21 protein-coding genes are annotated in these 22,992 nt (G+C 65.8%); 10 read left to right on the plus strand and 11 right to left on the minus strand.

The window, feature by feature from the left end:
* Positions 1 to 26 precede the first annotated feature (26 nt).
* Complete coding sequence (gene nadA / locus ACEN9O_RS23760) at positions 27 to 1,172, plus strand: quinolinate synthase NadA (protein WP_495614267.1); 1,146 nt, start codon at positions 27 to 29, stop codon at positions 1,170 to 1,172.
* Positions 1,169 to 2,035 carry a carboxylating nicotinate-nucleotide diphosphorylase gene (gene nadC / locus ACEN9O_RS23765; RefSeq protein WP_495614268.1) on the plus strand — a complete coding sequence of 289 codons (867 nt, stop codon included), beginning with the start codon at positions 1,169 to 1,171 and terminating at the stop codon, positions 2,033 to 2,035. The genes nadA and nadC overlap by 4 nt, the downstream gene beginning before the upstream one ends.
* Before the next feature lie 20 nt (positions 2,036 to 2,055).
* Here the strand turns inward: nadC and ACEN9O_RS23770 are convergent, their stop codons facing one another.
* Entirely contained in the window at positions 2,056 to 2,949 is an 894-nt protein-coding gene (locus ACEN9O_RS23770; RefSeq protein ID WP_495614269.1) for a LysR family transcriptional regulator, read from the minus strand.
* Positions 2,950 to 3,046: 97 nt separating this feature from the next.
* Between ACEN9O_RS23770 and ACEN9O_RS23775 the strand changes: the two genes are divergently transcribed.
* The gene (locus ACEN9O_RS23775) at positions 3,047 to 3,436 is read left to right on the plus strand and encodes an ester cyclase (protein ID WP_495614270.1); all 390 of its coding nucleotides are present in this window, start codon (positions 3,047 to 3,049) and stop codon (positions 3,434 to 3,436) included.
* Positions 3,437 to 3,560: 124 nt separating this feature from the next.
* Positions 3,561 to 4,343, plus strand: a complete 783-nt coding sequence (locus ACEN9O_RS23780) for a PEP-CTERM sorting domain-containing protein (RefSeq protein ID WP_495614271.1) — start codon at positions 3,561 to 3,563, stop codon at positions 4,341 to 4,343.
* Positions 4,344 to 4,367: 24 nt separating this feature from the next.
* Here the strand turns inward: ACEN9O_RS23780 and ACEN9O_RS23785 are convergent, their stop codons facing one another.
* Entirely contained in the window at positions 4,368 to 4,904 is a 537-nt protein-coding gene (locus ACEN9O_RS23785) for a GNAT family N-acetyltransferase (RefSeq protein WP_495614272.1), read from the minus strand.
* Positions 4,905 to 4,913: 9 nt separating this feature from the next.
* The gene (nadB, locus tag ACEN9O_RS23790) at positions 4,914 to 6,527 is read right to left on the minus strand and encodes an L-aspartate oxidase (RefSeq protein ID WP_495614273.1); all 1,614 of its coding nucleotides are present in this window, start codon (positions 6,525 to 6,527) and stop codon (positions 4,914 to 4,916) included.
* A gap of 185 nt (positions 6,528 to 6,712) precedes the next feature.
* Here nadB and ACEN9O_RS23795 point away from each other — a divergent pair, with 185 nt between their 5' ends.
* Genes ACEN9O_RS23795 through prsR form a run of 3 tightly spaced genes read left to right on the plus strand, consistent with a single transcriptional unit; the run spans position 6,713 to position 11,473 of the window.
* Positions 6,713 to 8,095: a TIGR03013 family XrtA/PEP-CTERM system glycosyltransferase gene (locus ACEN9O_RS23795; protein WP_495614274.1), complete on the plus strand. Its 1,383-nt coding sequence runs from the start codon at positions 6,713 to 6,715 to the stop codon at positions 8,093 to 8,095.
* Positions 8,095 to 10,110 (plus strand): XrtA/PEP-CTERM system histidine kinase PrsK, encoded by a 2,016-nt coding sequence (prsK, locus tag ACEN9O_RS23800; protein ID WP_495614275.1) that lies wholly within the window; start codon positions 8,095 to 8,097, stop codon positions 10,108 to 10,110. The genes ACEN9O_RS23795 and prsK overlap by 1 nt, the downstream gene beginning before the upstream one ends.
* 16 nt (positions 10,111 to 10,126) lie before the next feature.
* Positions 10,127 to 11,473, plus strand: a complete 1,347-nt coding sequence (gene prsR / locus ACEN9O_RS23805) for a PEP-CTERM-box response regulator transcription factor (protein WP_495614276.1) — start codon at positions 10,127 to 10,129, stop codon at positions 11,471 to 11,473.
* 3 nt (positions 11,474 to 11,476) lie between these two features.
* Here prsR and ACEN9O_RS23810 read toward each other — a convergent pair whose 3' ends face one another.
* From ACEN9O_RS23810 to ACEN9O_RS23835, 6 genes are read right to left on the minus strand one after another with little or no spacing between them, the layout of a single operon-like run.
* On the minus strand, positions 11,477 to 12,121 hold the full coding sequence (locus tag ACEN9O_RS23810) for a tetratricopeptide repeat protein (RefSeq protein ID WP_495614277.1): 645 nt from the start codon (positions 12,119 to 12,121) through the stop codon (positions 11,477 to 11,479).
* Positions 12,118 to 13,365 carry a glycosyltransferase gene (locus ACEN9O_RS23815; RefSeq protein WP_495614278.1) on the minus strand — a complete coding sequence of 416 codons (1,248 nt, stop codon included), beginning with the start codon at positions 13,363 to 13,365 and terminating at the stop codon, positions 12,118 to 12,120. Before ACEN9O_RS23815 ends, ACEN9O_RS23810 begins: the two co-directional genes overlap by 4 nt.
* Positions 13,359 to 14,189 (minus strand): hydrolase 1, exosortase A system-associated, encoded by an 831-nt coding sequence (locus tag ACEN9O_RS23820; protein WP_495614279.1) that lies wholly within the window; start codon positions 14,187 to 14,189, stop codon positions 13,359 to 13,361. Before ACEN9O_RS23820 ends, ACEN9O_RS23815 begins: the two co-directional genes overlap by 7 nt.
* On the minus strand, positions 14,186 to 14,992 hold the full coding sequence (locus ACEN9O_RS23825) for a hydrolase 2, exosortase A system-associated (protein WP_495614280.1): 807 nt from the start codon (positions 14,990 to 14,992) through the stop codon (positions 14,186 to 14,188). Before ACEN9O_RS23825 ends, ACEN9O_RS23820 begins: the two co-directional genes overlap by 4 nt.
* Complete coding sequence (locus tag ACEN9O_RS23830) at positions 14,989 to 15,231, minus strand: acyl carrier protein (RefSeq protein WP_495614281.1); 243 nt, start codon at positions 15,229 to 15,231, stop codon at positions 14,989 to 14,991. The genes ACEN9O_RS23825 and ACEN9O_RS23830 overlap by 4 nt, the downstream gene beginning before the upstream one ends.
* Positions 15,222 to 15,941: a GNAT family N-acetyltransferase gene (locus ACEN9O_RS23835; RefSeq protein WP_495614282.1), complete on the minus strand. Its 720-nt coding sequence runs from the start codon at positions 15,939 to 15,941 to the stop codon at positions 15,222 to 15,224. The genes ACEN9O_RS23830 and ACEN9O_RS23835 overlap by 10 nt, the downstream gene beginning before the upstream one ends.
* 154 nt (positions 15,942 to 16,095) lie before the next feature.
* On the opposite strand from ACEN9O_RS23835, the gene ACEN9O_RS23840 reads away from it, so the two are divergent.
* The 3 genes from ACEN9O_RS23840 to ACEN9O_RS23850 are packed head-to-tail and all read left to right on the plus strand — an operon-like array spanning position 16,096 to position 20,755.
* Positions 16,096 to 17,688: an acyl-CoA ligase (AMP-forming), exosortase A system-associated gene (locus ACEN9O_RS23840; protein WP_495614283.1), complete on the plus strand. Its 1,593-nt coding sequence runs from the start codon at positions 16,096 to 16,098 to the stop codon at positions 17,686 to 17,688.
* Complete coding sequence (locus ACEN9O_RS23845; protein WP_495614284.1) at positions 17,685 to 18,926, plus strand: pyridoxal-dependent decarboxylase, exosortase A system-associated; 1,242 nt, start codon at positions 17,685 to 17,687, stop codon at positions 18,924 to 18,926. Before ACEN9O_RS23840 ends, ACEN9O_RS23845 begins: the two co-directional genes overlap by 4 nt.
* Positions 18,923 to 20,755, plus strand: a complete 1,833-nt coding sequence (locus ACEN9O_RS23850; RefSeq protein ID WP_495614285.1) for an asparagine synthetase B family protein — start codon at positions 18,923 to 18,925, stop codon at positions 20,753 to 20,755. The genes ACEN9O_RS23845 and ACEN9O_RS23850 overlap by 4 nt, the downstream gene beginning before the upstream one ends.
* On the opposite strand, the gene ACEN9O_RS23855 is transcribed toward ACEN9O_RS23850, so the two are convergent.
* On the minus strand, positions 20,732 to 21,622 hold the full coding sequence (locus tag ACEN9O_RS23855; RefSeq protein WP_495614286.1) for a polysaccharide deacetylase family protein: 891 nt from the start codon (positions 21,620 to 21,622) through the stop codon (positions 20,732 to 20,734). The two genes, ACEN9O_RS23850 and ACEN9O_RS23855, sit on opposite strands and share 24 nt — an antisense overlap.
* On the minus strand, positions 21,619 to 22,914 hold the full coding sequence (locus ACEN9O_RS23860; RefSeq protein ID WP_495614287.1) for a putative O-glycosylation ligase, exosortase A system-associated: 1,296 nt from the start codon (positions 22,912 to 22,914) through the stop codon (positions 21,619 to 21,621). The genes ACEN9O_RS23855 and ACEN9O_RS23860 overlap by 4 nt, the downstream gene beginning before the upstream one ends.
* Between the last annotated feature and the right edge of the window lie 78 nt (positions 22,915 to 22,992).

Consider the following 22,992-nt stretch of genomic DNA (forward strand, 5'->3'; position numbering starts at 1 on the left):
GTTTCTCGCATCACGTACTGAACACCATGCAAACCATAGAGATCAAAGCCGTCGAGTACGAGCATCCACAAGACGGCGCCAGCTGCACCGCCCACGCCTGGGCGCGTACGCCAGCCACGCCATCCCCCGAGCAACGCATCGCCCTCAAGGAGCGCATCAAGCGCTTGCTGAAGGAAAAGCAGGCGGTGCTCGTTTCCCACTATTACGTCGACGCCGACCTGCAAGACCTGGCCGAAGAAACCGGCGGCTGCGTCTCCGATTCGCTGGAGATGGCGCGCTTCGGCCGCGACCATCCGGCCAAGACGCTGGTAGTGGCCGGCGTGCGCTTCATGGGCGAGACCGCCAAGATCCTCAGCCCGGAAAAACGCATCCTGATGCCGGACCTGGACGCCACCTGTTCGCTGGACCTGGGCTGCCCGGCCGACGAATTCACCGCCTTCTGCGACGCCCACCCGGATCGCACCGTGGTGGTGTATGCCAACACCAGCGCCGCCGTCAAGGCGCGCGCCGACTGGATGGTGACCTCGTCGATCGGCCTGGACATCGTCAAGCACCTGCACGAGCAGGGCAAGAAGATTTTGTGGGCGCCGGACAAGCACCTGGGCTCCTACATCCAGCAGCAGACTGGCGCCGACATGCTGCTGTGGCAGGGCTCCTGCCTGGTGCACGACGAGTTCAAGGGCATCGAACTCGATCTGCTGAAGGCGGAATATCCGAACGCCAAGGTGCTGGTGCACCCTGAGTCGCCGGCCAATGTGGTGGCGCTGGCCGACGTGGTCGGCTCGACCACGCAGATCATCAACGCCGCCGTCGAGTCGGACGCCGATACCTTCATCGTCGCCACCGACAACGGCATCCTGCACAAGATGCGCGCCGCCGCGCCGGGCAAGCGCTTCATCGAGGCGCCGACCGCCGGCAACAGCGCCAGCTGCAAGAGCTGCGCGCATTGCCCGTGGATGGCGATGAACGGCCTGCAAAACCTGGCCGACGTGCTGGAGAACATGGACAACAGTTCGGCCAACGAGATCCACGTCGATCCGGAGATCGGCAAGCAGGCGGTCACGTCCATCAACCGCATGCTCGATTTTGCGGCGGCCAAGAAGGCCAGGGTCCAGCCGGGCGCTGACCTGGCGAAAGAAGCTAAACTGTTTTCGGGAATCGGTCCGGCATGAGTACCTTAATCAACACCTTTGCGCCGTTCGACGACGCGCTGAAATCCGCCTTTGAAGGCAACCTGCTGGCGGCCCTGCTGGAAGACGTGGGTAGCGGCGACCTGACCGGCCTGCTGGTGCCGGACGGCGGCCGCGCCACCGCGCGTGTGATCGTGCGCGAGGACGCGGTGCTGTGCGGCGCGCCCTGGTTCGAAGGCATCATGAACTGCATGCAGGCCGGCATCGAGATCGACTGGCAATATGCCGAAGGCGATCTGATGAAGGCCGACAGCCTGGTCTGCACCATCCAGGGACCGGCGCGCGCGCTGCTGACGGCGGAACGCGCGGCGCTGAATTTCCTGCAACTGCTGTCGGGTGTGGCGAGCGCGACCCGCAAGTATGTGGACGTGATCGCCGGCACCCGCGCGGCCATCCTCGATACGCGCAAGACCATGCCGGGCCTGCGTCTGGCGCAGAAGTACGCGGTGCGCGTGGGCGGTGGACAGAACCAGCGCATGGCGCTGTACGACGGCATCCTGATCAAGGAAAACCATATCGCGGCGGCCGGCGGCATCACCGCCGCGGTGCTGGCGGCCAAGCGGCTGGAGAAGGGCGTGTCGATCCAGGTCGAGGTGGAGAGCATCGCCGAGCTGGAAGAGGCGCTGGCGGCCGACGCCAGCTCCATCCTGCTCGACAACTTCAGCCTGGACATGATGCGCGACGCGGTGCGGCTCAACGCCGGCCGCGCCTTGCTGGAGGCTTCCGGCGGCATCAATTTCGATACCGTGCGCGCCATTGCCGAAACCGGCGTGGACCGGATTTCGATCGGCAGCCTGACCAAGGACGTGCGCGCAACGGATTATTCCTTGCGCATCGTCGGCTAGGGTTGCAGCCAGCCTGTCCGTCAAGCGGACGGCTGGCCAAAAGTTGCCAGCGCAAAGTCCAGGAAGCTGCGCAGCTTTGGCGTGATACGTCGATCCGGGGCGTAAAGGATATGCATCGCGCGCGTCGGGATGCTGTATTCCGGCAGCACGGCCACCAGGCCCCCGGCTGCCAGCTCGGCCTTCACCAGTTCCAGGGGCTGAAGCATCACGCCAAGCCCGGCGACGGCGGCTGACAGCAGCGCCTCTCCGCTATCCACCATCAACCGGCCTGAAATCGGCACCGTAATACGTCCGTCGGGGCCATCGAACGTCCAATGGGTGCGCAGACTAGTGTGAGAAAAACCAAGGCACTCATGCTGCTGCAGGTCCATCGGTTTCAGAATGGCTTCGTGCGCGGCAAGGTAGGCGGGGGCGGCACACAGCACTAACTGGTACGGCGCCAGTGGCCGTGCGATCAGGCCGCTATCGGACAACTCGCCGACGCGGAACACAGCGTCATATCCCTCATCGATCAAGTCCACAAAGCGATTGGCGAGCGTGAGCTCAATCGACACGTCCGGGTGGGCTCCAAGATACTCATGCAATCTCGGCGCGAGTGCGTGTATGCCAAACGTGACAGGCGCATTGATCTTCAAGCGACCGCGCGGCACGGCGCGGGTTTCCGCAACCAGGTTGTCCGCGGCTTCAACTTCCGCCAGGATGATCCGTGCGCGTTCGTAATACGTGTTGCCAATGTCGGTCAGGCTTTGACGCCTCGTGGTTCGGTTCAGGAGCCGCACGCCCAATTGCTGCTCGAGTGTCTGGACGTGTTTGCCCACCAGTTGCGGCGACATGTGAAGCGCATTGGCGGCCGCTGAAAATGACCCCAGTTCCACGGCTTTCACGAAGATGCTGATACTTGTCAATCGGTCCATTGTAAGCATTCTGTTTTGAATGACGAAACATAACACTTATTTATCACAATATGTTTCCAGATTACAGTGGTTGACCTTAACACACAGGAGCATGGGAATGAAACGATTCGTGCAGTTTATCAATACGGCGGATGAGAAGCTGGCGTCCGAGTTGGTGTCGTCCGAGGCGATCTTTTACGTGCCAGGCCGTGCGGAACCCGTCCGTGGGCCGGCCGGCTATCTGGAGATTATTCAGATGATGCGCGCTGGATTTCCAGACATTCAATGGACACTGGAAGAGATGGTGACGGAAGGCGACAAAGTGGCCGCGCGATTTACGATGCGGGGTACGCATCAAGGTACGTTCTTTGGCGTGCCCGCCACTGGCAAGAAGATTGAAGTTCAGGCACTTAATTTCTACCGCTATGCCGGCGGGCAAATTGTCGAGGAACGAGGACTACCGGATATGTTTGGCCTGCTTCAGCAGATCGGCGCCATCCCGAAGTAAGCCGGCGCTCCGCGCGGCATGAAAATTTAGCATGCATAAATGTAAAATTTATTAATTATGAATGCCTTAAATGCAATATAATCTGGCTTGTTTTTTTAATACCATTAACTAAAGGAGCAACTAGATGAAATTGCAATTTTTGGCTGGTGTGGTGGCAATGCTGGGTTTGAGCGGTCTGGCGCATGCGGATGGTTTCGTCAACGGTAACTTCGAGTCCGGCACCACGGCCGGCTGGGCGACCGGGGGCGGCTACCGCGGCAGCATCGATAACGCGGGCATGCTGCCTTCGCAATTCCTGCCTGGTGGCAGCTTGAATAGCGACAACGGCTCGCGCGGTGCCGTGATCGACAGCAGCTACGTCGATCCTAATCTGGGTGGGCTGCTGGGCACGACCGTGAGCGCCGGCAAATACGCCTATCGCGCCGAGGATACCTACAGCGGCGGTTTTGCGACCGTGATCAGCCAGAAAGTCAGCAACTATACCGACGCGAATATCTATTTCACATGGAAAGCTGTGCTGGAAAACGGCGGCCATGTGGCCGATGAATCGGCGCTGATGAAGCTGACCCTGACCGATGACACCACCGGCAACTTGCTGATCAGCCGCAGCTACAACGCCGGCCTGGATGGCGGTGGCGTGGACAGCCGTTTTGCGACCGAAGGGAATTTTTTCTACACGCCTAAATGGCAGGTCGAGCAACTGGCCATCGATCAATCGTTGTCCGGCCACAGCTTCACGCTGTCGCTGCTGGCTTCCGATTGCGAGCCGACCGCCCACACCGGCTACGCCTACCTGGACGGTTTCGGCTCGGTTGCCCCGCCAGTACCGGAACCAAGCACCTACGGCATGATGCTGGCCGGCCTGGGCTTGTTGGGTTACATGGCGCGCCGCAAGAAATCGGCTTAAGTCAACTGGTGGCGCTGGCCGGTGTCAGGCGTTGATACGCTTGCTCATCTTTGCCAGCGCCACCTTGACGTCGCCCGGCAGGGTGATCTCAAACCGTTCCACCTCCGTGAAGCCGCAGGCCAGGTAGAGCGGCACGCCCGGCATGGTGGCGGCCAGTTCCAGCGTGCGGAAGCCGCCGGCGCTGGCCGCGTCGGTGCAATGGGTCAGCAGCAGCCGGCCCAGGCCCTGGCGGGCCGCCGACGGATCGACGAAGAAGGCGCGGATGCGCGCCGCTTCCGTGGCCGGATCGAGCAGCGGATCGGCGCCTTGCTTGGTGCGGTCGGCGCCGAACAATGTGCTGCGCTTGCTCCAGCCGCCGCAGGCCACTAGCTGCCCGTGCTTCTCAATTAAAAAATAGGTTTGATCGGCGACCAGTTGCGTGTCGACGCCGAACACGTGGCGGGTGATCGCCTCGGCTTGCTCGGGCGTGTAGAAGCCGTCGCTCAGCTCGATGCCCGAGCGGGCGATCAACGCTTCCATCGCGGGGATATCGCCCGGCAGGGCTGCGCGTACCGTGATCAAGCCCGCTCCTTATTTGCGGCGCGCCGGCGTCAGGATGCTCGGCAGCGCTTTCGGCAGCGTCTCGGGGTAGTCGCGGCTGAAGTGCAGGCCGCGGCTTTCGCGCCGCTGCAAGGCGCTGTTGACGATCAGGTTGGCGACGTCGACCAGGTTGCGCAGCTCCAGCAAGTCGTGCGTGATGCGGAAGTTGCGGTAGTACTCGTCGATTTCTTCCTTCAGCAGCGCGATGCGGTGCTGGGCCCGCTCCAGCCGCTTGGTGGTGCGCACGATGCCGACATAATTCCACATGAAGCGGCGCAGTTCATCCCAGTTGTGGGCGATGACCACTTCCTCGTCGGCGTCGGTGACGCGGCTTTCGTCCCAGTCCGGCAGGTAGGGCACTTCGCCTTTTTCCTTGGACGCGATGTCGGTGGCGCAGGCACGGCCGATGACCACGCATTCCAGCAGCGAGTTGCTGGCCAGGCGGTTGGCGCCGTGCAGGCCGGTGCAGGCGGTCTCGCCCACCGCATACAGGCCGGGCAGGTCGGTGCGGCCGTGCAGGTCGGTGACCACGCCGCCGCAGGTGTAGTGTGCGGCCGGCACGATGGGAATCGGCTGTTTGGTGATGTCGATGCCCAGTTCCAGGCAGCGCGCGTAGATGGTCGGGAAGTGCTCGATCAGGAACTCGGCCGGCTTGTGGCTGATGTCCAGGTGCACGTAGTCGAGGCCGCGTTTCTTGATCTCGAAGTCGATGGCGCGCGCCACCACGTCGCGCGGCGCCAGTTCGGCGCGCTCGTCGTGGGCCAGCATGAAGCGGGTGCCGGCGGCGGCGCCCGCTTCCGGCGGCAGCTTGAGCAGGCCGCCTTCGCCGCGGATCGCCTCGGTGATAAGGAAGGACTTCGCGTACGGGTGGTACAGGCAGGTCGGATGGAACTGGATGAATTCCATGTTGGACACGCGGCAGCCGGCGCGCCAGGCCATGGCGATGCCGTCGCCGCTGGCGGTGTCGGGATTGGTGGTGTACAGGTAGACCTTGCCGGCGCCGCCGGTGGCCATCACCGTGTGTTCGGCGGCGAAGGTCAGCACCTGGCCGCTCTTCTCGTCCTGCACGTACAGGCCGTAGCACTTGGGCTGGGCGTTGGCTTTCTTGACAGGGTGCAGCTTGTCCGAGGTGATCAGGTCGATCGCGCAATGGTGCTCGAACAGGGTGATGTTCGGATGGGCGCGGACTTTTTCCTCCAGCGTGACCTGTACCGCGTGGCCGGTGGCATCGGCCGCGTGGATGATGCGGCGCTGGCTGTGGCCGCCCTCGCGGGTCAGGTGGAAGCCCAGCTCGGCCGAGTCGTCCTTGGTGAAGGGCACGCCTTGCTCGATCAGCCATTCGATCGCCTCGCGGCCGTGCTCGACGATGTAGCGCGTGGCGCTTTCATCGCACAGGCCGCCGCCGGCGACCAGGGTGTCGTCGATGTGCTGGGTGTGGCTGTCGCCGGAATCGAGCACGGCGGCGATGCCGCCCTGGGCCCAGTTGCTGGCGCCATCTTTCAGCGCACGTTTGGAAATGATCGCGACTGTGCGCGTTTCGGCCAGGTGGAGGGCGACGGACAGGCCGGCCAATCCGCTGCCGACAATTGCAACATCAAATTTCATGATTACGTTTGGATGCGGTAGAGAACCATGACTATAGACCATTTGTCATGAACGCGTCATATCCGGCTGATTTTCGGCTTTTTCAGGCCTGAACCGACGAGCCAATTGTGGCCGCTCAAGGCACAGGTGCCCACAGTTGGCGATGATCTGAGTTACACCGCCGTTTTGGTGTAGGGGAGCGGATCGTGATCAGGATATTCCACCACTATGTGTCTAAAATAGCCTTCATGCTGTTGTTGCTGGAGTTGCTGATGCTGTTGACGGCCGCAGTGGCCAGTGCGCCGCTGTGGCTCAAGGGGCGCCATGGCGGCGACCAGCTGTATCTGCCGGCGCTGGCGTTTGCACTGGTCATGGTGCTGAGCATGGGCACGCTGGGCATGTATCAGCACAATCAATCCAGGGAGGATATCAAGAGCAGCTTGCTGCGCATCCTGCCGTCGTTCGTGCTGGGCTTCGGCCTGATGACTTTGCTGTCGAACATGCTGCCGGGCGCGCAGTTCGGCCGCGTCGGCAGCGTGGTGTTTGTGCTGGGTGGGGCTGCGGTGGTGCTGGCGCGGCTGGTGGTGTTCACCTCGGCGCAGTCGGGCATGCTGGAGCAGCGCCTGATCGTCATCGGCGACGGCGCCATCGCGCGCGAGTGCCTGGAGCTGGGCGCCAGCAGCGTTGGCTTCCACGCGTTCAAGGTGGTGGGCTTTGTGCCGGTGGCCGGAGAGGCGTCCTGCGTGCCGGCGGCGCTGCTGCTGCCGGGCGACCTGTCGTTGCTGTCACTGGCGCGGCGCTACGCGGCCGACGAAATCGTGGTGTCGGTCGGCGACCGCCGCAACGGTGCGTTTCCTGTGAGGCAACTGCTGGAATGCGCGCTGGGCGGCGTGCCGGTGACCGACGCCGCCACCTTCTTCGAGCGCGAGGCCTGCCAGATCCGGGTCGATTCCCTGCAGCCCAGCTATTTGATCTTCGGCGGCGGTTTTGACCAGAGCCTGCTGCGGGCGGCGGTCAAGCGCGCCTTCGACCTGGTGGCCAGCGGCGCCATCTGCCTGGCGGCCCTGCCGGTGATGCTGCTTACCGCGCTGGCGATCCGGATCGAGGACGGTGGGCCGGTGTTTTATCAGCAGGAACGGGTGGGACGCGACAATCGCCTGTTCCGCGTGCTGAAGTTCCGCAGCATGCGTCTGGATGCCGAGCAGGACGGCAAGCCCAGGTGGGCGGTGCTGAACGATCCGCGCGTGACCGTGGTCGGCCACTGGATACGCAAGCTGCGCATCGATGAATTGCCGCAGATGCTGAACGTGTTCAAGGGCGAGATGAGTTTTGTCGGGCCGCGCCCGGAGCGCGCCTATTTCGTCGAGCAGTTGTGCGGCGAGATCGCTTACTACAACGTGCGCCACAGCATCAAGCCGGGCATCACCGGGCTGGCGCAGGTGCGCTACAGCTACGGCGCCTCGGTCGAGGACGCGCTGCGCAAGCTGCAATATGATTTGTACTATGTGAAGAACAACAGCCTGTTCCTTGATTTGTTGATACTCATCGACACGGTGCAAGTGGTGTTGTTTGGCAAGGGCGGGCGTTGATGTCCTGGTCGCTGGTGGCGGGATTCAGCTACGGCCTGGCGGCGCTGGCGTTCGCGCTGCTGGCGGCTTTGCTGCTGCGCGGCGGCTGGCGGCAGCGCGGTCATGCTGGCGCATTCGGGGCGGCCTGTGTCGCCACAGCCGCGTGGGCGGCGCTGGCGGCTGCGGGATCGGCCTGGCGCGCCGATCTGCTGGCGCCACTGGACGGGCTGGAAGCGCTGCGCACGGCGGCCTGGCTGGCGTTGCTGCTGGTGCTGTCCGACAGTGGCGCGCGGCGGCGCGGCTGGCTGGCCGCCGTCGGCATGCTGGCGGTGCTGGGCTGGCTGGCGGCAGCCGATCAACGGGCGTTGACGGCGATCGTCATCCGCCTCGGGCTGGCCGTGCTGGGGATGCTGCTGGTCGAGCATCTGTACCGGGGCACGCCGCCGCCCTCGCGCTGGGGCATCAAGTTTGCCTGTCTGGGCGCGGGCGCCTTGTTCGCCTACGACTTCTACCTGTACAGCGAGGCGCTGCTGTTCCATCGTGTCAATAAGGAAATCTGGGCCGCGCGCGGCGCCGTCAACGCGCTCAGCGTTCCGTTGCTGGCGTTGGCGGTGGCGCGCAATCCGGTGTGGACCGAGGGCTTGCTGCTGTCGCGCCAGATCATGTTCGGCTCGGCGGCGTTGCTGGGTTCCGCGCTGTACCTGATGGCGATGGCGGCCAGCGCCTGGTATTTGCGCTACATCGGCGGCGTGTGGGGCACATTGATGCAGCTGGCTTGCCTGTTCGGGGCGGCGCTGCTGCTGTCGGGCGTGCTGTTTTCCGGCACGGTGCGCTCGCGGCTGAAGGTATTTATCAGCAAGCACTTTTATCAGGGGCGCTACGACTACCGGCGGGAATGGCAGCGTATTACCCACGCGTTGGCCGAGGACAGCGCGGCGTTGTCGCAGCGGGCAATCCAGGCGGTGGCGGAATTGGTCGAGAGTCCTGCGGGAGTGCTGTGGCTGTGTCGCGATGGTGCCGATTTCCAGCCGGTGGCGCGCTGGAATATGCCGCTGCCAGCCGCGGTGGAACCGGCTGACGGCGGGCTGTGTGCATTCCTGCAGGCGCGCGGCTGGGTGATCGATATCGCCGAGTGGCGCGAGTATCCGCAGCGCTACGGCATACCGGCGTTGCCGTCCTGGCTGGCCGAGGCCGACACGGTGCGGCTGGTGGTGCCGCTGATGCTGGAGCGCAGCCTGTATGGCTACATCTGCCTGGCGCCGCCGCGCGCGCGGTTGTTGCTGAACTGGGAGGTCTGCGATGTGCTCAAGATTGCCGGCAGGCAGGCCGCCAGCTATCTGGCGCATCATGAATCGGCCAACAGCCTGGCGGTGGCGCGCCAGTTCGAATCGTTCAACCGCATGTCGACCTTTGTCGTGCATGACTTGAAGAACCTGGTGTCGCAGCTGTCGCTGCTGCTGGTCAACGCCGAGCGGCACAAGGCCAATCCGGCGTTTCAGGAAGACATGCTGGAGACGCTGGGCCACTCGTTGAGCAAGATGAAGTCGCTGCTGCTCAAGCTGAGCCGCGACGAGGTGGCCGAGCAAGCTGTGCCCTTGCAGCTGAACACGGTGCTGGAACAGCTTCTGCGCGGCTACGCGCAACTGGAGCCCAGGCCGGTGCTGGAACAGTGCACGGACGGGCTGGTGGTGCTGGCCAACCGCCAGCGCCTGGAGCGGGTGATCGGACACCTGATCCTGAACGCGGTGGAGGCGACGCCGCGCACCGGCCGCGTAGCCCTGCGCCTGTCGCGCAGCGACGCCGCCGCCGTGATCGAGCTCAGCGACACTGGCCACGGCATGAGTGAGCAATTCATCCGCGAACGGCTGTTCCACCCGTTCGAATCGACCAAGCGCGCCGGCATGGGCATCGGCGTGTTCGAGAGCCGCGAGTATGCGCGCGAGATCGGCGGCCGCCTGGAGGTGAGCAGCGAACTGTCACGCGGCACCACCTTCCGCCTGCGCCTGCCTTTGCATGTGGACGCGGCGGCAGCCTGATCTTCAGAGGAGAGACATGGGAAAAAGTAAATTGCTGGTGGTGGAGGACGATCCAGGCTTGCAGAAGCAGCTGCGCTGGCGGCTGGACGCCTACGAGGTGGTGCTGGCCGACGATCGCGAATCCGCGATGGCGCAACTGCGGCGGCACCAGCCGGCGGTGGTGACCATGGACCTGGGCTTGCCGCCCGATCCTGACGGCGCACGCGAGGGCCTGGCCTTGCTGCAGCAGATGCTGGCGGCGGCGCCGGATACCAAGGTCATCATCCTGTCCGGCAACCAGGTGCGCGAGCATGCGCTGAAGGCCATCGCCATGGGCGCGTATGATTTCCACCAGAAGCCGCTCGACGGGGACACGCTGTCGCTGGTGGTGGCGCGGGCCTTCTATCTGCATGCGATGCAGCAGGAAAACCGGCGCATGCTGCAAATCCAGTCGGACTCGCCGCTGGCCGGCATCATCAGCCGCGATCCCGGCATGCTGAAGGTGTGCCGCAGCGTCGAGCGGGTGGCGCCCTCGTCGGCGACGGTGATGCTGCTGGGCGATTCGGGCAGCGGCAAGGAGCTGGTCGCGCGCGGCCTGCATCGCCTGAGTTCACGCCACGACAAGCGTCTGGTGGCGATCAATTGCGCCGCCATTCCCGAGCATCTGCTGGAGAGCGAGTTGTTCGGCTACGAAAAAGGCGCGTTCACCGGCGCCCAGCGGCAGACGCTGGGCAAGCTGGAGCTGGCGCACGGCGGCACCTTTTTTCTTGACGAGATCGGCGACATGGCATTGCACCTGCAGGCCAAGCTGTTGCGTTTCCTGCAGGAGCGCGTGATCGAACGGGTGGGCGGGCGCAGCGAGATCAGCATCGATGTGCGCATCATCTGCGCAACCCATCAGGACTTGAAGGCGCTGGCCGACAGCGGACGGTTTCGTGAAGATTTGTATTACCGGCTCAGCGAAATCGTGCTCAGGATACCGCCGCTGCGCGAGCGCGTCGGCGACAGCGCCTTGCTGGCCCACCATTTCAAGAACAAGTTTTGCGCCAGCGAGTCGCGCTCGGCCTTGCACTTCAGTCCCGAGGCGCTGGCGGCGATCGAGGCCTATCCCTGGCCGGGCAATGTGCGGGAGATGGAAAATTGCATACGGCGGGCCGTGATCATGGCCGATGGCCCGCAGATTTCCCCGCTGGACCTGGGCTTGCCCGATGGCGCGGCCGCCGACGCCAGCGTCAATCTGCGGCAGGCGCGCGAGGCGGCCGAGTACAAGGTGATGGTGCAGGCGCTGGCGCGGGTCGACGGCAATATCGTCAAGGCCGCGGAGCTGCTTGGTGTCAGCCGGCCGACGCTGTACGACCTGATGAACCACCACGGCCTGAAGTAGCGGCTATTCGGCCTCGCGCCACTGGCCGGCCGCGGTCAGCTGATTTTTCAGCCCCGGCAACGGGAAACCCATGTCGTAGGCCCGGTGCGCGCTGGCGCGGGCTTGGGCATAATCCTTGCGTTTGAGGTAGAGCAAGCCGAGGTTGTAGTGCGCGGTGGCGTTGTTCGGTTCGAGCCGGACCGCCTCCTGCAGTTGCTCCAGCGCGGCGTCGGACAGACCCAGGCCCAGCAGATAGCCGCCGTACAGGGCGTGGACCCGGGCGTCATCCGGACGGAAACGCAGGGCGCGGTCGAAATAGCAGTCGATCGAATAGTGGGCGCCGTAGGGCTTGCGTTGCTTGTCGCGCAGCGCCAGCTTGCTCATTGCGGCCAGCGCCCGGTGATGGTTGGGGAAATGCTCCAGGGTGTAGCCGATGTCGCTGCCCAGCGAGCCGGAGGCGCCGCGCACCAGCCGTTCGACCTCGGGCGTGAAATGGTAGGTTTCGACCACGCTCAAGCCTTCGCGGTCGGTGGGGTTGGTGTAGTCGCCGCCGGGGTCGTGGCGGACGTAGACGCCGCAGTCCTCACCGGCGGGCGCGGGCGGCGCCGCGGCGGCGCCGGCGGCGATGATGAGCAGCAGCGGAATGGCCAGGTGGCGTGGTGGTTTCATGGCGTGTCCTTGTGGGCGGCGTGGTTCAGCAATATGGCCAGCTGGCCGCTGCGGGCGGCGCGTGAGTGGCCTTCGATGACGGTGCGCCCGGCCAGCGGCGCTTGCCGTGTCCGGCACAGATGCAGGAAGCGCATCAGGGCGCCGGCGATGTCGGTCGCGTTGTCGAGCTGGCCGATGGTGTCGATGCCGGCGGTGCGCAGCGCGGCCGCCGTGTCGCCGGCGGCGTCGGTCAGGGCCAGCAGCGGGCGGCGGGCGCGCAGGTATTCGTACAGCTTGGCCGGGATCTGGGTGTTGCAGTTGGCGGCCTGGAGCAGCAACAAGCCGTCGGCGTCCAGCATTTCCGCCAGCGCGGCGTGGTAGGGCAGCGGCGGCGCCAGCTCGACCAGTTCGGCCACGCCCGGGTGGTGCCGCATCAGCGCGCGCAGGTGGTCGTCGTGTGCGCTGGCGCGCAGCAGCAGGCGGAAGTTGTCCGGCGCGACGCGGCGCTCGGCCAACAGCTGGGCCAGCGCCGCAAACAAGGGGCCGGGGTCGCGTTCGGAGGGATAGATGACGCCGCTGTGCAGCAATCGGAAGGGGCCACGCGGCCCGGGCGGCACCGCGCTGGCTTCGGCCATGCGGAAGCTGGCCTCGTCATAGCCGTTTTCGATCAAGGCCAGGCGCCGCGTGTCCGCCTGAGGATGACGCTGGCCTAGCCCGCGCAGGGCGCCGGGCGTGGTGCACACCACGGCCGCCGCCTGCCGCATGGACTGGCGCTCGATCCAGGCGTGGATGCGGCGGCGGCGCGGATCGGGCGGGTAATCGTGGTCCACCATCGGGTCGCGCTGGTCGGCGATCCAGGGAATGCCGGTGAGGCGGTGCAGGGTCAGGGCGATCAGGTGGGCCGTGGCGATGGGGTAGCTGGACCAGATGACGTCCGGGCGGTGCCGGCGGATCAGGCGCAGGCCGGCCGGCACCGCGCCCAGCCACCAGGAAATCCAGCGGTCCGGCTGGGCCAGCAGATCGGGATAGCGGCCGCGCAGCGCCAGGTGGCGGGCGCTGTCCAGCGCGAAGCTGCGATGCACCGGGACCTGGTGGCCCGCCTGGTCGGCGCCGCAGGTTTCGTAGGCGCGCGGGTGCACCGTCAGCACCGTCGGCTGCCAGCCGAATTCCGGCAGGTGGCGCGTGAACGCCAGCGTGCGGTGGATGCCGCTGCCGCCCGACAGCGGCGGGTAATGGTAGGCGATCATCAGGACGCGCTTCACCATGACGCCAGCCAGTCGGCGCAGGCGGTGGCGACGTCGGCGCGCCAGACCCTGCTGGAAAAAGTGTGGTTGGCCTGCGGCACGTGGACCAGGCGCACGCGCGGGCCGTCGAGCAGTTGGCGCCAGTGCGTCTGGTGGTCGTACAGCGCGCAGAATTCCCGCGCGCCCAGGTCGGCGCCGCTGAGCACGATCAGGGTGCGGCCCTGGAATTGATGCAGCGCGTGGTAGAGGCGCTGCGGCAGGGCGGCAGCCGGCGCCGGCGCGGTTCTTGCTGCGGTGGCCAGCGCGATGAAGGAGCGCAAGCTGCGGTCGATCTGCACGCCGCCGCCCTTGAGCTTGCGCCAGAAGTCGCGTTCCAGCAGACGGTGCACATAGTAGTGCCGGAGCGTGGCGCGTGCGTTGCCTTGCTCGGTGCGCACCCAGGGATTGAGCATCACCAGCCCGCTCACGCGGGGATCGCGCGGGGCGTGGCGGGCGGCCGCGGTGGCGCCGTCACACAGGCCCCACAGCACCAGCTCCCGCATGGCCGGCAGTCTGCTGAAGAACTCGGCGATCGCGGCGTCCAGGTCGTCGTCCAGCTGTTCGAAGTGGCGCGGATCGCCTTCGCTGTCACCCATGCCGCGATAGTCGAAGCGCATGACGGGGATGCCGGACGCCGCCAATTCCTGCGCCAGCAGCACGAAGTGCCGGTGGCTGCCGATGCGGTATTGCGGCCCGCCGGTGACCATCAGCACGCCGCGCGGCTGCGGCTGCTCCGGCAGGTGCAGGACGCCGACCAGCCAGCTGTCCCGGCAGGGGAAGTGCAAGGCTAGGCGTTGCCAGTTCATGCTCGCCCCAACGGCATGGCGGCCAGGGTCGCGGTGATCAGCGCCGGCACTTCTGCGATCTCGGGGGTGGACCAGAAGGGCGGCCCGGCCAGCGGCCAGGCGTCGACCTGGGCGCCGGCGTGTTCCCAGCGTTCCAGCAGCAGCGCCGATGCCGGCTGCAATGCCACCGGCTGGGGGGGCGCGGCTAGCTCCAGCCATTGCACCGCGCACCTTGGGCGCTTGCCGGCCTCGGCGTTCCTGATGGCTTCGCACAGTTCGGTGGCCAGTGTGTAGCCGGCTACTTCGCCCGTGTCCGGCGCCGGGCTGGTGTCGAAGAGCCTGGCGGCGGTTTGCAGTCGCATGAACTGGTGCAGGTGCGCCCGCCCGCTGACGACCGCCTGCCACAGCACCAGTCCGGCCGGCGCCGGACTGGCTTGCTCGGCGAACTGCAGGGCCAGTAATGCGCCCAGGCGCAGGCCCCACAGGTAGGCGGGACCGGGCGAATGCGCGGCCAGCCATTGCCAGCCCAGCGCCAGATCGGCCAGCCAGATATCCCAGCGGGCGTCGGAGAAGTCGCCGCTGCTGTCGCCGCTGCCGTACAGATCCAGTTGTAGCACGCCGTAGCCGGCGCGGGCGTAGGCGCGCGCCTGGAGCGCCGCCATGCGCCGGCTTTTGTTGAGCTCCTCGGCGAAGGGCGGCACGTACAGCAGCGATCCGCGGGCTGGGGTTTCCGGGTGCGGCGGATAGTACAGGCAGAAACGGTCGCCGGCGTCCGCCTTGAGAAAGAAGGGCAGCGCGTGGCTGCGTTGTGCGTAGCCGTTCACGCCAGCTTGCCCTGCACGAAGGCCGTGAGCGTGCCGACCGAGAGGAAATGGCGGGCGCTGATTTCATCGTCGTCGACAGTGATGCCGAATTGCTGCTCCAACGCGAGGAGCAGGTTGACGACCGCCATCGAATCCAGTTCTGGCAGGCTGCCCAGTAAGAGGGTGTCTTGATTGAGTGGCATTTTCGCCAGGCCTAGCGTGGCGCGCAAGGTCTGGCAGACTTGATCTATTACCGGCATGGTGGCTCCTCGTGGATGATTTCGGGTAAGGCGCTGGTATCGAACAGCAGTTGCGGGCATTTGCCGGCGTGGCGCGACAGGTGCACATAGGGCGCCTGGCTGGCCCACATCCATTGCCAGCGGCCGCAGCGCAGAAAAATGGCGCTGCCCATGCGCACCACGCCGATGCGGGCGTGGGCGCGCAGCGACGCCGGATTGAAGGCGGAGATGCGGCTGCATGTCCAGCGTATGCCGTGCTGGCGCAAGTGGCGGCGGGCCGCTTCCCACAGGCGCGGGAAAACCCAGCCCAGGCGTTCCTCGGGCAGGACCCAGACGTCGAAATCCCAGGACGCGCGTGAGCTGGCCAGCCGGTAGCGGACCCGCACTTCATCTTCCAGGTAAGTATCGGATATCAGCCACAGAAAGCCGGCCAGCCGCCCCTTGCGCCAGGCCGTCAGGCTGAGGGCGCCTTGTGCCAGGCGTTGCCGGACGACGCTTTCCGGTCGCGGATAGCCGGGCACCGTGGCATCGGCGGCGTCATGCTGGTGGATGTCGATGTCCTGTCCGCGTGTGCCGCACAGGGGCGTGTCACCAACGTACTGGGCCACGAAATGGTAGCGGTGCAGCGCCCACGTGCCGGCGCTGGCCGCCTCCAGCAGTTGGGCGATCCAGTACAGCATGGCATTCAGCCAGCCCAGTTGTATGTAGGTGTGACGCAGTCCAGTAGTCATCGCGGCGGGCAGATGGAAGCGGAATATCGATTAGACCGCGACCGTCACGCCGCCAGTTTGAGCCAGCACAAGCGGGCTTCATGCTTGAGCAACATCAAGGACCGGATGGCGATTTATCTCAACATAGAGGGCAGTCTATCTATGGGATATCGCTATGACGCAGCTAGTTCATGAATTCATCTTTCAGTCGGCGCAGCGCGAGCCGCGGCGCCAGGCGCTGTCGTACCAGGGCGTCGGCCTGAATTACGTTGCGCTGGCGCAGATGGTGCAGTTGGCGGCCGCCGCCTGGGCGCATCACGGATTGGGGCGCAGCGAGCGGCTGGCGGTGTTCATGGAAAAGCGCGAGGAAGCGGTGGTGGCCATGTTCGGCGCGACGGCCGCCGGCGCGGTGTTCGTGCCGGTCAATCCAGTGCTCAAGCCGGAGCAGGTGGCGCACATCCTGGGCGACTGCGAGGTACGCATCCTGGTCACCACGCGCGAGCGCTACAATCTGTTGGCGACGGCGCTGGTGGCTTGCCCGGGCTTGCGCAAGGTGGTGGTGATCGGTTCGATGGAATCGCTGGAGCCGCCGGACGGCGTGCAACTGCTGTCCTGGCGCGAGTGCATGCGCGATGCGCCGCAGACCGTTTTGCCTGCCTGTATCGACAGCGACGTCGCCGCCATCCTGTACACCTCCGGCAGCACCGGTCGGCCCAAGGGGGTGGTGCTGTCGCACCGCAATCTGGTGGCCGGCGCGCTGAGCGTGTCCTCCTATCTGGCCAACACGCCGGAGGATCGCATCTTGTGCGTGCTGCCGCTGAGCTTTGACTACGGCCTGAGCCAGCTGACCACGGCGTTTGCCGTCGGCGCCTGCGCGGTGCTGCTGAACCACCTGTTGCCGCGCGATATACTCGACGCCGTGCAACACGAACGCATCACCGGCCTGGCCGCCGTACCGCCGCTATGGATGCAGCTGGCGGAGCTGGACTGGCGACACGCCCAACGGCTGCGCTACATCACCAATTCCGGCGGCGCCATGCAGCGCCATACGCTGGCCAGCCTGCGCAAGGCGCTGCCGTACACGCAGATCTATCTGATGTACGGCCTGACCGAGGCCTTCCGCTCGACTTTCCTGGCGCCCGAACAGCTGGACCGCCGGCCGGATTCGATCGGCAAGGCCATCCCCAACGCGGAAATCCTGGTACTGCGCGGCGACGGCTCGCCCTGCGCGCCGAACGAGCCGGGAGAACTGGTGCATCGCGGCGCGCTGGTGGCGATGGGCTACTGGAATGATGCGCAGCGCACCGCCGAGCGCTTCCGGCCTTTGCCCGACCGCATGGGCGGACTGCCCGTGCCCGAGCTGGCGGTGTGGTCCGGCGATACCGTGCGTTGCGACGACGAGGGCTATTTGTACTTCATCGGCCGCAGCGACGACATGATCAAGACCTCGGGCTACCGCGTCAGTCCGACCGAGGTGGAGGAGGTGGTGTATGCCACCGGCATGGTGGCCGAAGCGGCCGCCATCGGCGTGCCGCATGCCAGCCTGGGGCAGTCGATCACCCTGGTTGCGGCTGCCATGCCGCAGGGCGCCATCGACAGCGCGGCCCTGCTGGCGGCCTGTCGCCAGGCCTTGCCGGCCTACATGGTGCCGACCGCCATCGAAATCCGCGCCCTGCCTTTGCCGCGCAATCCGAATGGCAAGATCGACCGTAAGCTGCTGGCCGACCAGATAGCCGATCAGCTGGCCGCCGCGCGAGGTCAGTCGTGACCGCGCCGGACGGGCTGCCCCGCCACGCTGAGCTCAAGCAGTTCGCGACGCTGGATGACGTGCTTCAGCTCGGCGGCATCGGGCTCACGCGGCTGGCGGAGCGGGTGGGGCGCACGCCTTTCTACGCTTACGAGCGCAACCACATTGCCACCCGCGTCGGCGAGCTGCGGCGAACGCTGCCGCAGGGCGTGCAGCTGCACTACGCGCTGAAGGCCAACCCGATGCCGGCGCTGGTGCAGATGATGGCGGGGCTGGTGGATGGCTTCGACGTGGCCTCCGCCGGCGAGATGCAGGTGGCGCTGGACGCCGGCATGGCTGCCGGCCACATCAGCTTTGCCGGACCCGGCAAGCAGGACGCGGAATTGCGCCGCGCAGTGGCGGCCGGGGTGCTGTTGCATCTGGAATCCGAAGGCGAGATGGAGCGGGTCGCCCTTATCGGCGCGGCGCTGGGCATGCGGCCGCGCGTGGCGGTGCGGGTCAATCCGGATTTCGAGTTGAAACTGGCCGGCATGAAAATGGGCGGCGGCCCGCGCCCGTTCGGCGTGGACGCTGCGCGGGTGCCGGCAATGCTGCGCCGGCTGGAGCAGCTGGATCTGGATTTTCACGGCTTCCATCTGTTTTGCGGGGCGCAGAATCTGTCGGCAACGGCGATTTGCGAGGCACAACGGCTCAGCGTGGAGCTCGGCCTGCGCCTGGCCAGCCACGCGCGTACGCCGATGCGCATGCTGAACATCGGTGGCGGTTTCGGCGTGCCGTATTTTCCCGGTGAACGGGCGCTGGACCTGCCGGCCGTCGCCGATGGCCTGGAGCATTCGCTGGGATTGCTGCGTCGGGGCTCGCCGGAGACCCAGCTGATACTGGAGTTGGGGCGCTATCTGGTGGCCGAGGGGGGGATCTACGTCTGCCGCGTGCTGGAACGCAAACGCTCGCACGGTCAGATTTTTCTGATCACCGATGGCGGCCTGCATCAGCATCTGGCAGCATCGGGCAATTTCGGCCAGGTGATCCGCAAGAATTATCCGGTCGCGATCGGCAACCGCATGCAAGGCGGACCGCTGGAGACGGTGTCGGTGGTGGGGCCCTTGTGCACGCCGCTGGATATGCTGGCGGAGCGCATGGAGCTGCCGCGCGCCGAGGTCGGCGACCTGGTGGTGGTGTTCCAATCGGGCGCCTACGGGCTGACCGCCAGCCCGACCGCCTTCCTCAGCCATCCCATGGCGCTGGAGGTGCTGGTATGAGCGGCCTGTGCGGTTACCTGGCGGCGGCCGACGCCGGCGGCGTGCAACAAATGTTGGCTGGCATGGCGTCGCCGCTGGCGCGCTTTGACGACAGTCCCATCCGCATGGTGCTGGCGCCGCGCGGCGGCGTGGCCGTGGCCGCCGCGGCGGACAGCGTCAGCCTGCATTGCGCCGGTGGCGTGCTGGTCGCGCTCTGGGGCCGGCCTTTGCTGAACGGTAGCGGCGAGAATCTGGCGGAGCGGTTTGCCGCCCTGTGGCTGATCAACGGCGCCCGGGCTTGCGCGGCCTTGTCCGGCGCGTTCGCTTTGTGCGCGATGGCCGATGCGGGCGGGCAGTTGCTGCTGGCCATAGATCGCAGCGGCGTGCATGCCATGCATTATCAGTCGGTGACGCAGGGGGTGTTGTTCGCATCCTCGGCCGCCGCGTTGCAGGCGCATCCGCACGCAGTGGGCGCCCTGGATCCGCAGTCGCTCTACAACTATCTGTATTTTCATATGGTGCCGGCGCCGCGCACGGTGTATCGCGGCCAGCGCCGTCTGCAACCTGGGGAATATCTGCAGTACCGGCACGGCCATCTGGAGACCGGCGACTATTGGAAGATGGAATACCAGGAACAGTCCACCATCCCCTTCGATGAACTCAAGCGGCAATTCCTGACGACGCTGGAGGGCTCGGTGCGGCGCGCGGCAGACGGCGCCCGCACCGGCGCCTTCCTCAGCGGCGGCACCGACAGTTCGACGCTGGCCGGCATGCTGGCCAGCGTCAGCGGCAGCGCGCCGTCCACCTATTCGATCGGTTTCGATGTGGCCGGCTACGATGAAATGCGCTACGCGCGCATCGCCGCACGTCATTTTGGCGCCGATCATCACGAGCTGTACGTGACAGCGGGCGACGTCGCCGCCGCCATACCGCGCATTGCCGCCGCATCGGACCAGCCCTTTGGCAATTCGTCGGCGGTGCCGGCCTACTACTGTGCCAACATGGCGCGCACCGACGGCGTGACCCGTCTGCTGGGCGGCGACGGCGGCGACGAGCTGTTTGGCGGCAATGAGCGCTATGCCGATCAGGCGGTGCTGTCGCGCTATGAGCAGTTGCCCTCGGCCGTGCGGCAGGTCGCGCTCGAGCCTTTGCTGTTCGGCCTGACCGGCAAGCTGGACCTGGCGTTGCTGCGCAAGGCACGCAGCTATATCTCGCAGGCGGTCATGCCGATGCCGGCCCGCCTGGAAAGCTATAATCTGCTGCACCGGTATGGACCCGCCGCGGTGCTGCACGCCGACTTTCTGGCCAGCGTAGACGAGCGCGCGCCCGGCGACCAGTTGAGCGATTGCTATTGGCAGGGCGACGGACTGAGCCAGATCAATCGCATGCAGACCCTCGACCTGCGCTACACCCTGGCCGACAATGATTTGCGCAAGGTGCGCCTGGCCTGCGAGCTCGGCGGGGTGGACGTGGCTTTCCCTTTCCTGAGCGATGAGATGCTGGCCTTTTCCGCGCGCTTGACGCCCAGGAACAAGCTGAACGGCACACAACTGCGCTATTTCTTCAAGCGCGCGCTGCAGGGCTATCTGCCGGCCGCCATCCTGCGCAAGAAAAAGCACGGATTCGGCTTGCCCTTCGGCCATTGGTTGCAGCGGGATGCGCGATTGCAAGGGCTGGTGCTGGATAGTCTGAGCGACCTGAAGAAGCGCCGCCTCATCCGCGAGGATTTCATCGACCATCTGATGCACACCTTGCTTGCCGAACATCCGGCCTATCACGGCACGATGGTGTGGGTGCTGATGATGCTGGAGCAATGGCTGGCCAAATCAGGCGCGCCGGCTGGCAAGTAGGCGCAGCAGAAAGCGCGGGCGGTCCGCCTCCCACGGCGTGTAGCGCGGCAGTTGCAGCGGATCGCTGCCGGCGTGCGCGGCGCCGGGCGCGGTGCTGACCGCCGCGGCGAAGCCGAGCGCGCGCGCCATGTCTACGTGGCGGTGGTCGTAGTCCACCCCGGGTTTTCCATTGGGATAGGCGAACAGCGTGACCGGTGCCTGGATGAGCTCCTCGAGGAACGACTTGCCGCGGGCCATATCGGCGCCGGCGTCGGCGTCGCTCTGGCGCGCCAGGATGGGGTGCGAGGCGGTGTGCGCGCCGATTTCCATGCCGGCCGCATGCAGCGCGCGGACCTGATCGGGGCGCATCATCAGCGCTTCCCCGTGCGGCGGAGCCAGGCGGCGCGCCAGCGCCTGGCGCTGGGCGCAAGGCAGGTACTTGAGCGCCTCCAGCAGTTGCTCGATGGCTTGCTGCCGATGGCCCACGGTATGCAGCGGCAAGACATCGCAACCCGGCACGCCCGCGTGCAGCATGCCTGGCCGGGCCTGCCGCACGCAGGCGATCACGTCGTCGTTCCACATCTGGCCGCCGTTCAGGTAATCGCTGGCGATGAAGAAGGTGGCGCTCAGCCCGTGACGCTGCAATATCGGCAGCGCCTGGGTGAGGTTGTCCGCGTAGCCGTCGTCGAAGGTGATGCAGGCGGCGCGCGCGGGCAGCGTGCCCAGGCGCAGCTGTTCGCTGGCGCGCTTCAGGGGCAGCACTTGAAAACAGCGTTTTAGCAAGGCCATGTGGCGGTCGAAGCGCCGCGTGTCCGGCAACTCCGGCAGCAGGGGATCGGCTTGCGCCAGCACCCGGTGGTAGACCAGGATCGACAGGCGGCGGCTCATGATGGGCCGATCGCCGGTTGGCGGCTGCCCAGGCCGCTTTGCGTGCCCGGGGTGACGGCATGCTGGCGTTCCGCGACCAGGACGCGGGTGGCAACGATGATGCCCATCAAATAATAGGGGACATCGAAATAGAGCAGGCTGAGGAAGGCGCCGCCGACCGCAAAGCCGACCAGGCTCGCTTGCACCATGGTGGCCAGTTGCTGCGCCCATTCCAGATCCGCCTGGCCGCGGCTGTGGCGTACGATCCAGGCCGCCGAGCGCCAGGTCAGGCCGAGCAGCAGCAGGTACAGCGCCAGGCCGACAAAGCCGTGTTCGCCCAGCGCCTGGAAGTAGATGCTGTGGGCGGCGTGGACGTCGTGCGGATTGGGCGCGTACAGCATGAAGGTGGTCGGCTCGGCGATCTCGAAGCCGCCGCCGAAGAAGCGGTCTTTGGCGAGATTCCAGGCCATATGCCAGGCGTTGATGCGTCCCATCGCGGACTCGTCCTCCTCATAGGCACCGATGCTGTCCATGCGTTCGCTCCAGCGCTCCGGCATGAAGACCAGGGCCAGCGGCACCAGCAGCGCGATCAGGATGCCCGCGGTGAATTTGTGGCGGCTCTTGAGCCACATCACCACGATCATGGCGGCGATCGCCAGCAAGGCGCCGCGCGAGTACGAGCCCAGCGCCGCCAGCGCGCTGAGCAGCATCATCGCGCTCAGGCCATGCCGCAGCCAGCGCTGGCCGCTGCGCAGTTGCAGGTAGCGCATCAGGGGGATGGTCATGATCAGGGCCAGCGCGATCTCGTTGTTATCGCCGATGAAAGTACCATCCGGTCCCCAGACCCGGTCAACGCCGCCGCTGCGCAGCGTGAAGATGCCGCCTTTGACGCCGTAGAAGCCCAGCGACATCACCAATACCCACAGCAGGCGCTGGATGTCTTCGCGATGGCGTATCACCATCATGGTGACCAGGCTCATCAGCATGATCTTCATCACTTTGCTCCATTGCACGTAGGCGAACGCGGGGAACATGGCGAACAGGGTGGTGACGTTCATCCATAGCACCAACAGGATCAGGGTGAAAGTGATGCCCGACACCGGCAGGGTCTTGGGCAGGTGCGAGATGGCAAAGCTGAACAAGGTGGCCACCGCGACGATGTAGGCGAACGGGAAGGTGGCGGCGAAACCCCAACTCTGCGTGTGGGGATTCATCACGCTGATCCAAACCCACATCAGCACGCCGTTGACGGGATTACGCAGGATGAGCGGCAGGCTGCCGAAGACGATGAGGGTGATCAGGATGTCGCGCATGGGTAATAGAACTCGTTGATGCGGCTCAACGATGCATTTGAGCCTGTCATTACACTGGGTTGTCACGTTCTGCAATCT

This window comes from Duganella sp. Dugasp78 (assembly GCF_059491455.1).

Bases quoted from the DNA above. Each gene is read 5' to 3' on its own strand.
- nadA (WP_495614267.1), top strand. From the start codon at position 27: ATGCAAACCATAGAGATCAAAGCCGTCGAGTACGAGCATCCACAAGAC.
- nadC (WP_495614268.1), top strand. From the start codon at position 1,169: ATGAGTACCTTAATCAACACCTTTGCGCCGTTCGACGACGCGCTGAAA.
- ACEN9O_RS23770 (WP_495614269.1), bottom strand. From the start codon at position 2,949: ATGGACCGATTGACAAGTATCAGCATCTTCGTGAAAGCCGTGGAACTG.
- ACEN9O_RS23775 (WP_495614270.1), top strand. From the start codon at position 3,047: ATGAAACGATTCGTGCAGTTTATCAATACGGCGGATGAGAAGCTGGCG.
- ACEN9O_RS23780 (WP_495614271.1), top strand. From the start codon at position 3,561: ATGAAATTGCAATTTTTGGCTGGTGTGGTGGCAATGCTGGGTTTGAGC.
- nadB (WP_495614273.1), bottom strand. From the start codon at position 6,527: ATGAAATTTGATGTTGCAATTGTCGGCAGCGGATTGGCCGGCCTGTCC.
- prsK (WP_495614275.1), top strand. From the start codon at position 8,095: ATGTCCTGGTCGCTGGTGGCGGGATTCAGCTACGGCCTGGCGGCGCTG.
- prsR (WP_495614276.1), top strand. From the start codon at position 10,127: ATGGGAAAAAGTAAATTGCTGGTGGTGGAGGACGATCCAGGCTTGCAG.
- ACEN9O_RS23810 (WP_495614277.1), bottom strand. From the start codon at position 12,121: ATGAAACCACCACGCCACCTGGCCATTCCGCTGCTGCTCATCATCGCC.
- ACEN9O_RS23815 (WP_495614278.1), bottom strand. From the start codon at position 13,365: ATGGTGAAGCGCGTCCTGATGATCGCCTACCATTACCCGCCGCTGTCG.
- ACEN9O_RS23820 (WP_495614279.1), bottom strand. From the start codon at position 14,189: ATGAACTGGCAACGCCTAGCCTTGCACTTCCCCTGCCGGGACAGCTGG.
- ACEN9O_RS23830 (WP_495614281.1), bottom strand. From the start codon at position 15,231: ATGCCGGTAATAGATCAAGTCTGCCAGACCTTGCGCGCCACGCTAGGC.
- ACEN9O_RS23835 (WP_495614282.1), bottom strand. From the start codon at position 15,941: ATGACTACTGGACTGCGTCACACCTACATACAACTGGGCTGGCTGAAT.
- ACEN9O_RS23840 (WP_495614283.1), top strand. From the start codon at position 16,096: ATGACGCAGCTAGTTCATGAATTCATCTTTCAGTCGGCGCAGCGCGAG.
- ACEN9O_RS23850 (WP_495614285.1), top strand. From the start codon at position 18,923: ATGAGCGGCCTGTGCGGTTACCTGGCGGCGGCCGACGCCGGCGGCGTG.
- ACEN9O_RS23855 (WP_495614286.1), bottom strand. From the start codon at position 21,622: ATGAGCCGCCGCCTGTCGATCCTGGTCTACCACCGGGTGCTGGCGCAA.
- ACEN9O_RS23860 (WP_495614287.1), bottom strand. From the start codon at position 22,914: ATGCGCGACATCCTGATCACCCTCATCGTCTTCGGCAGCCTGCCGCTC.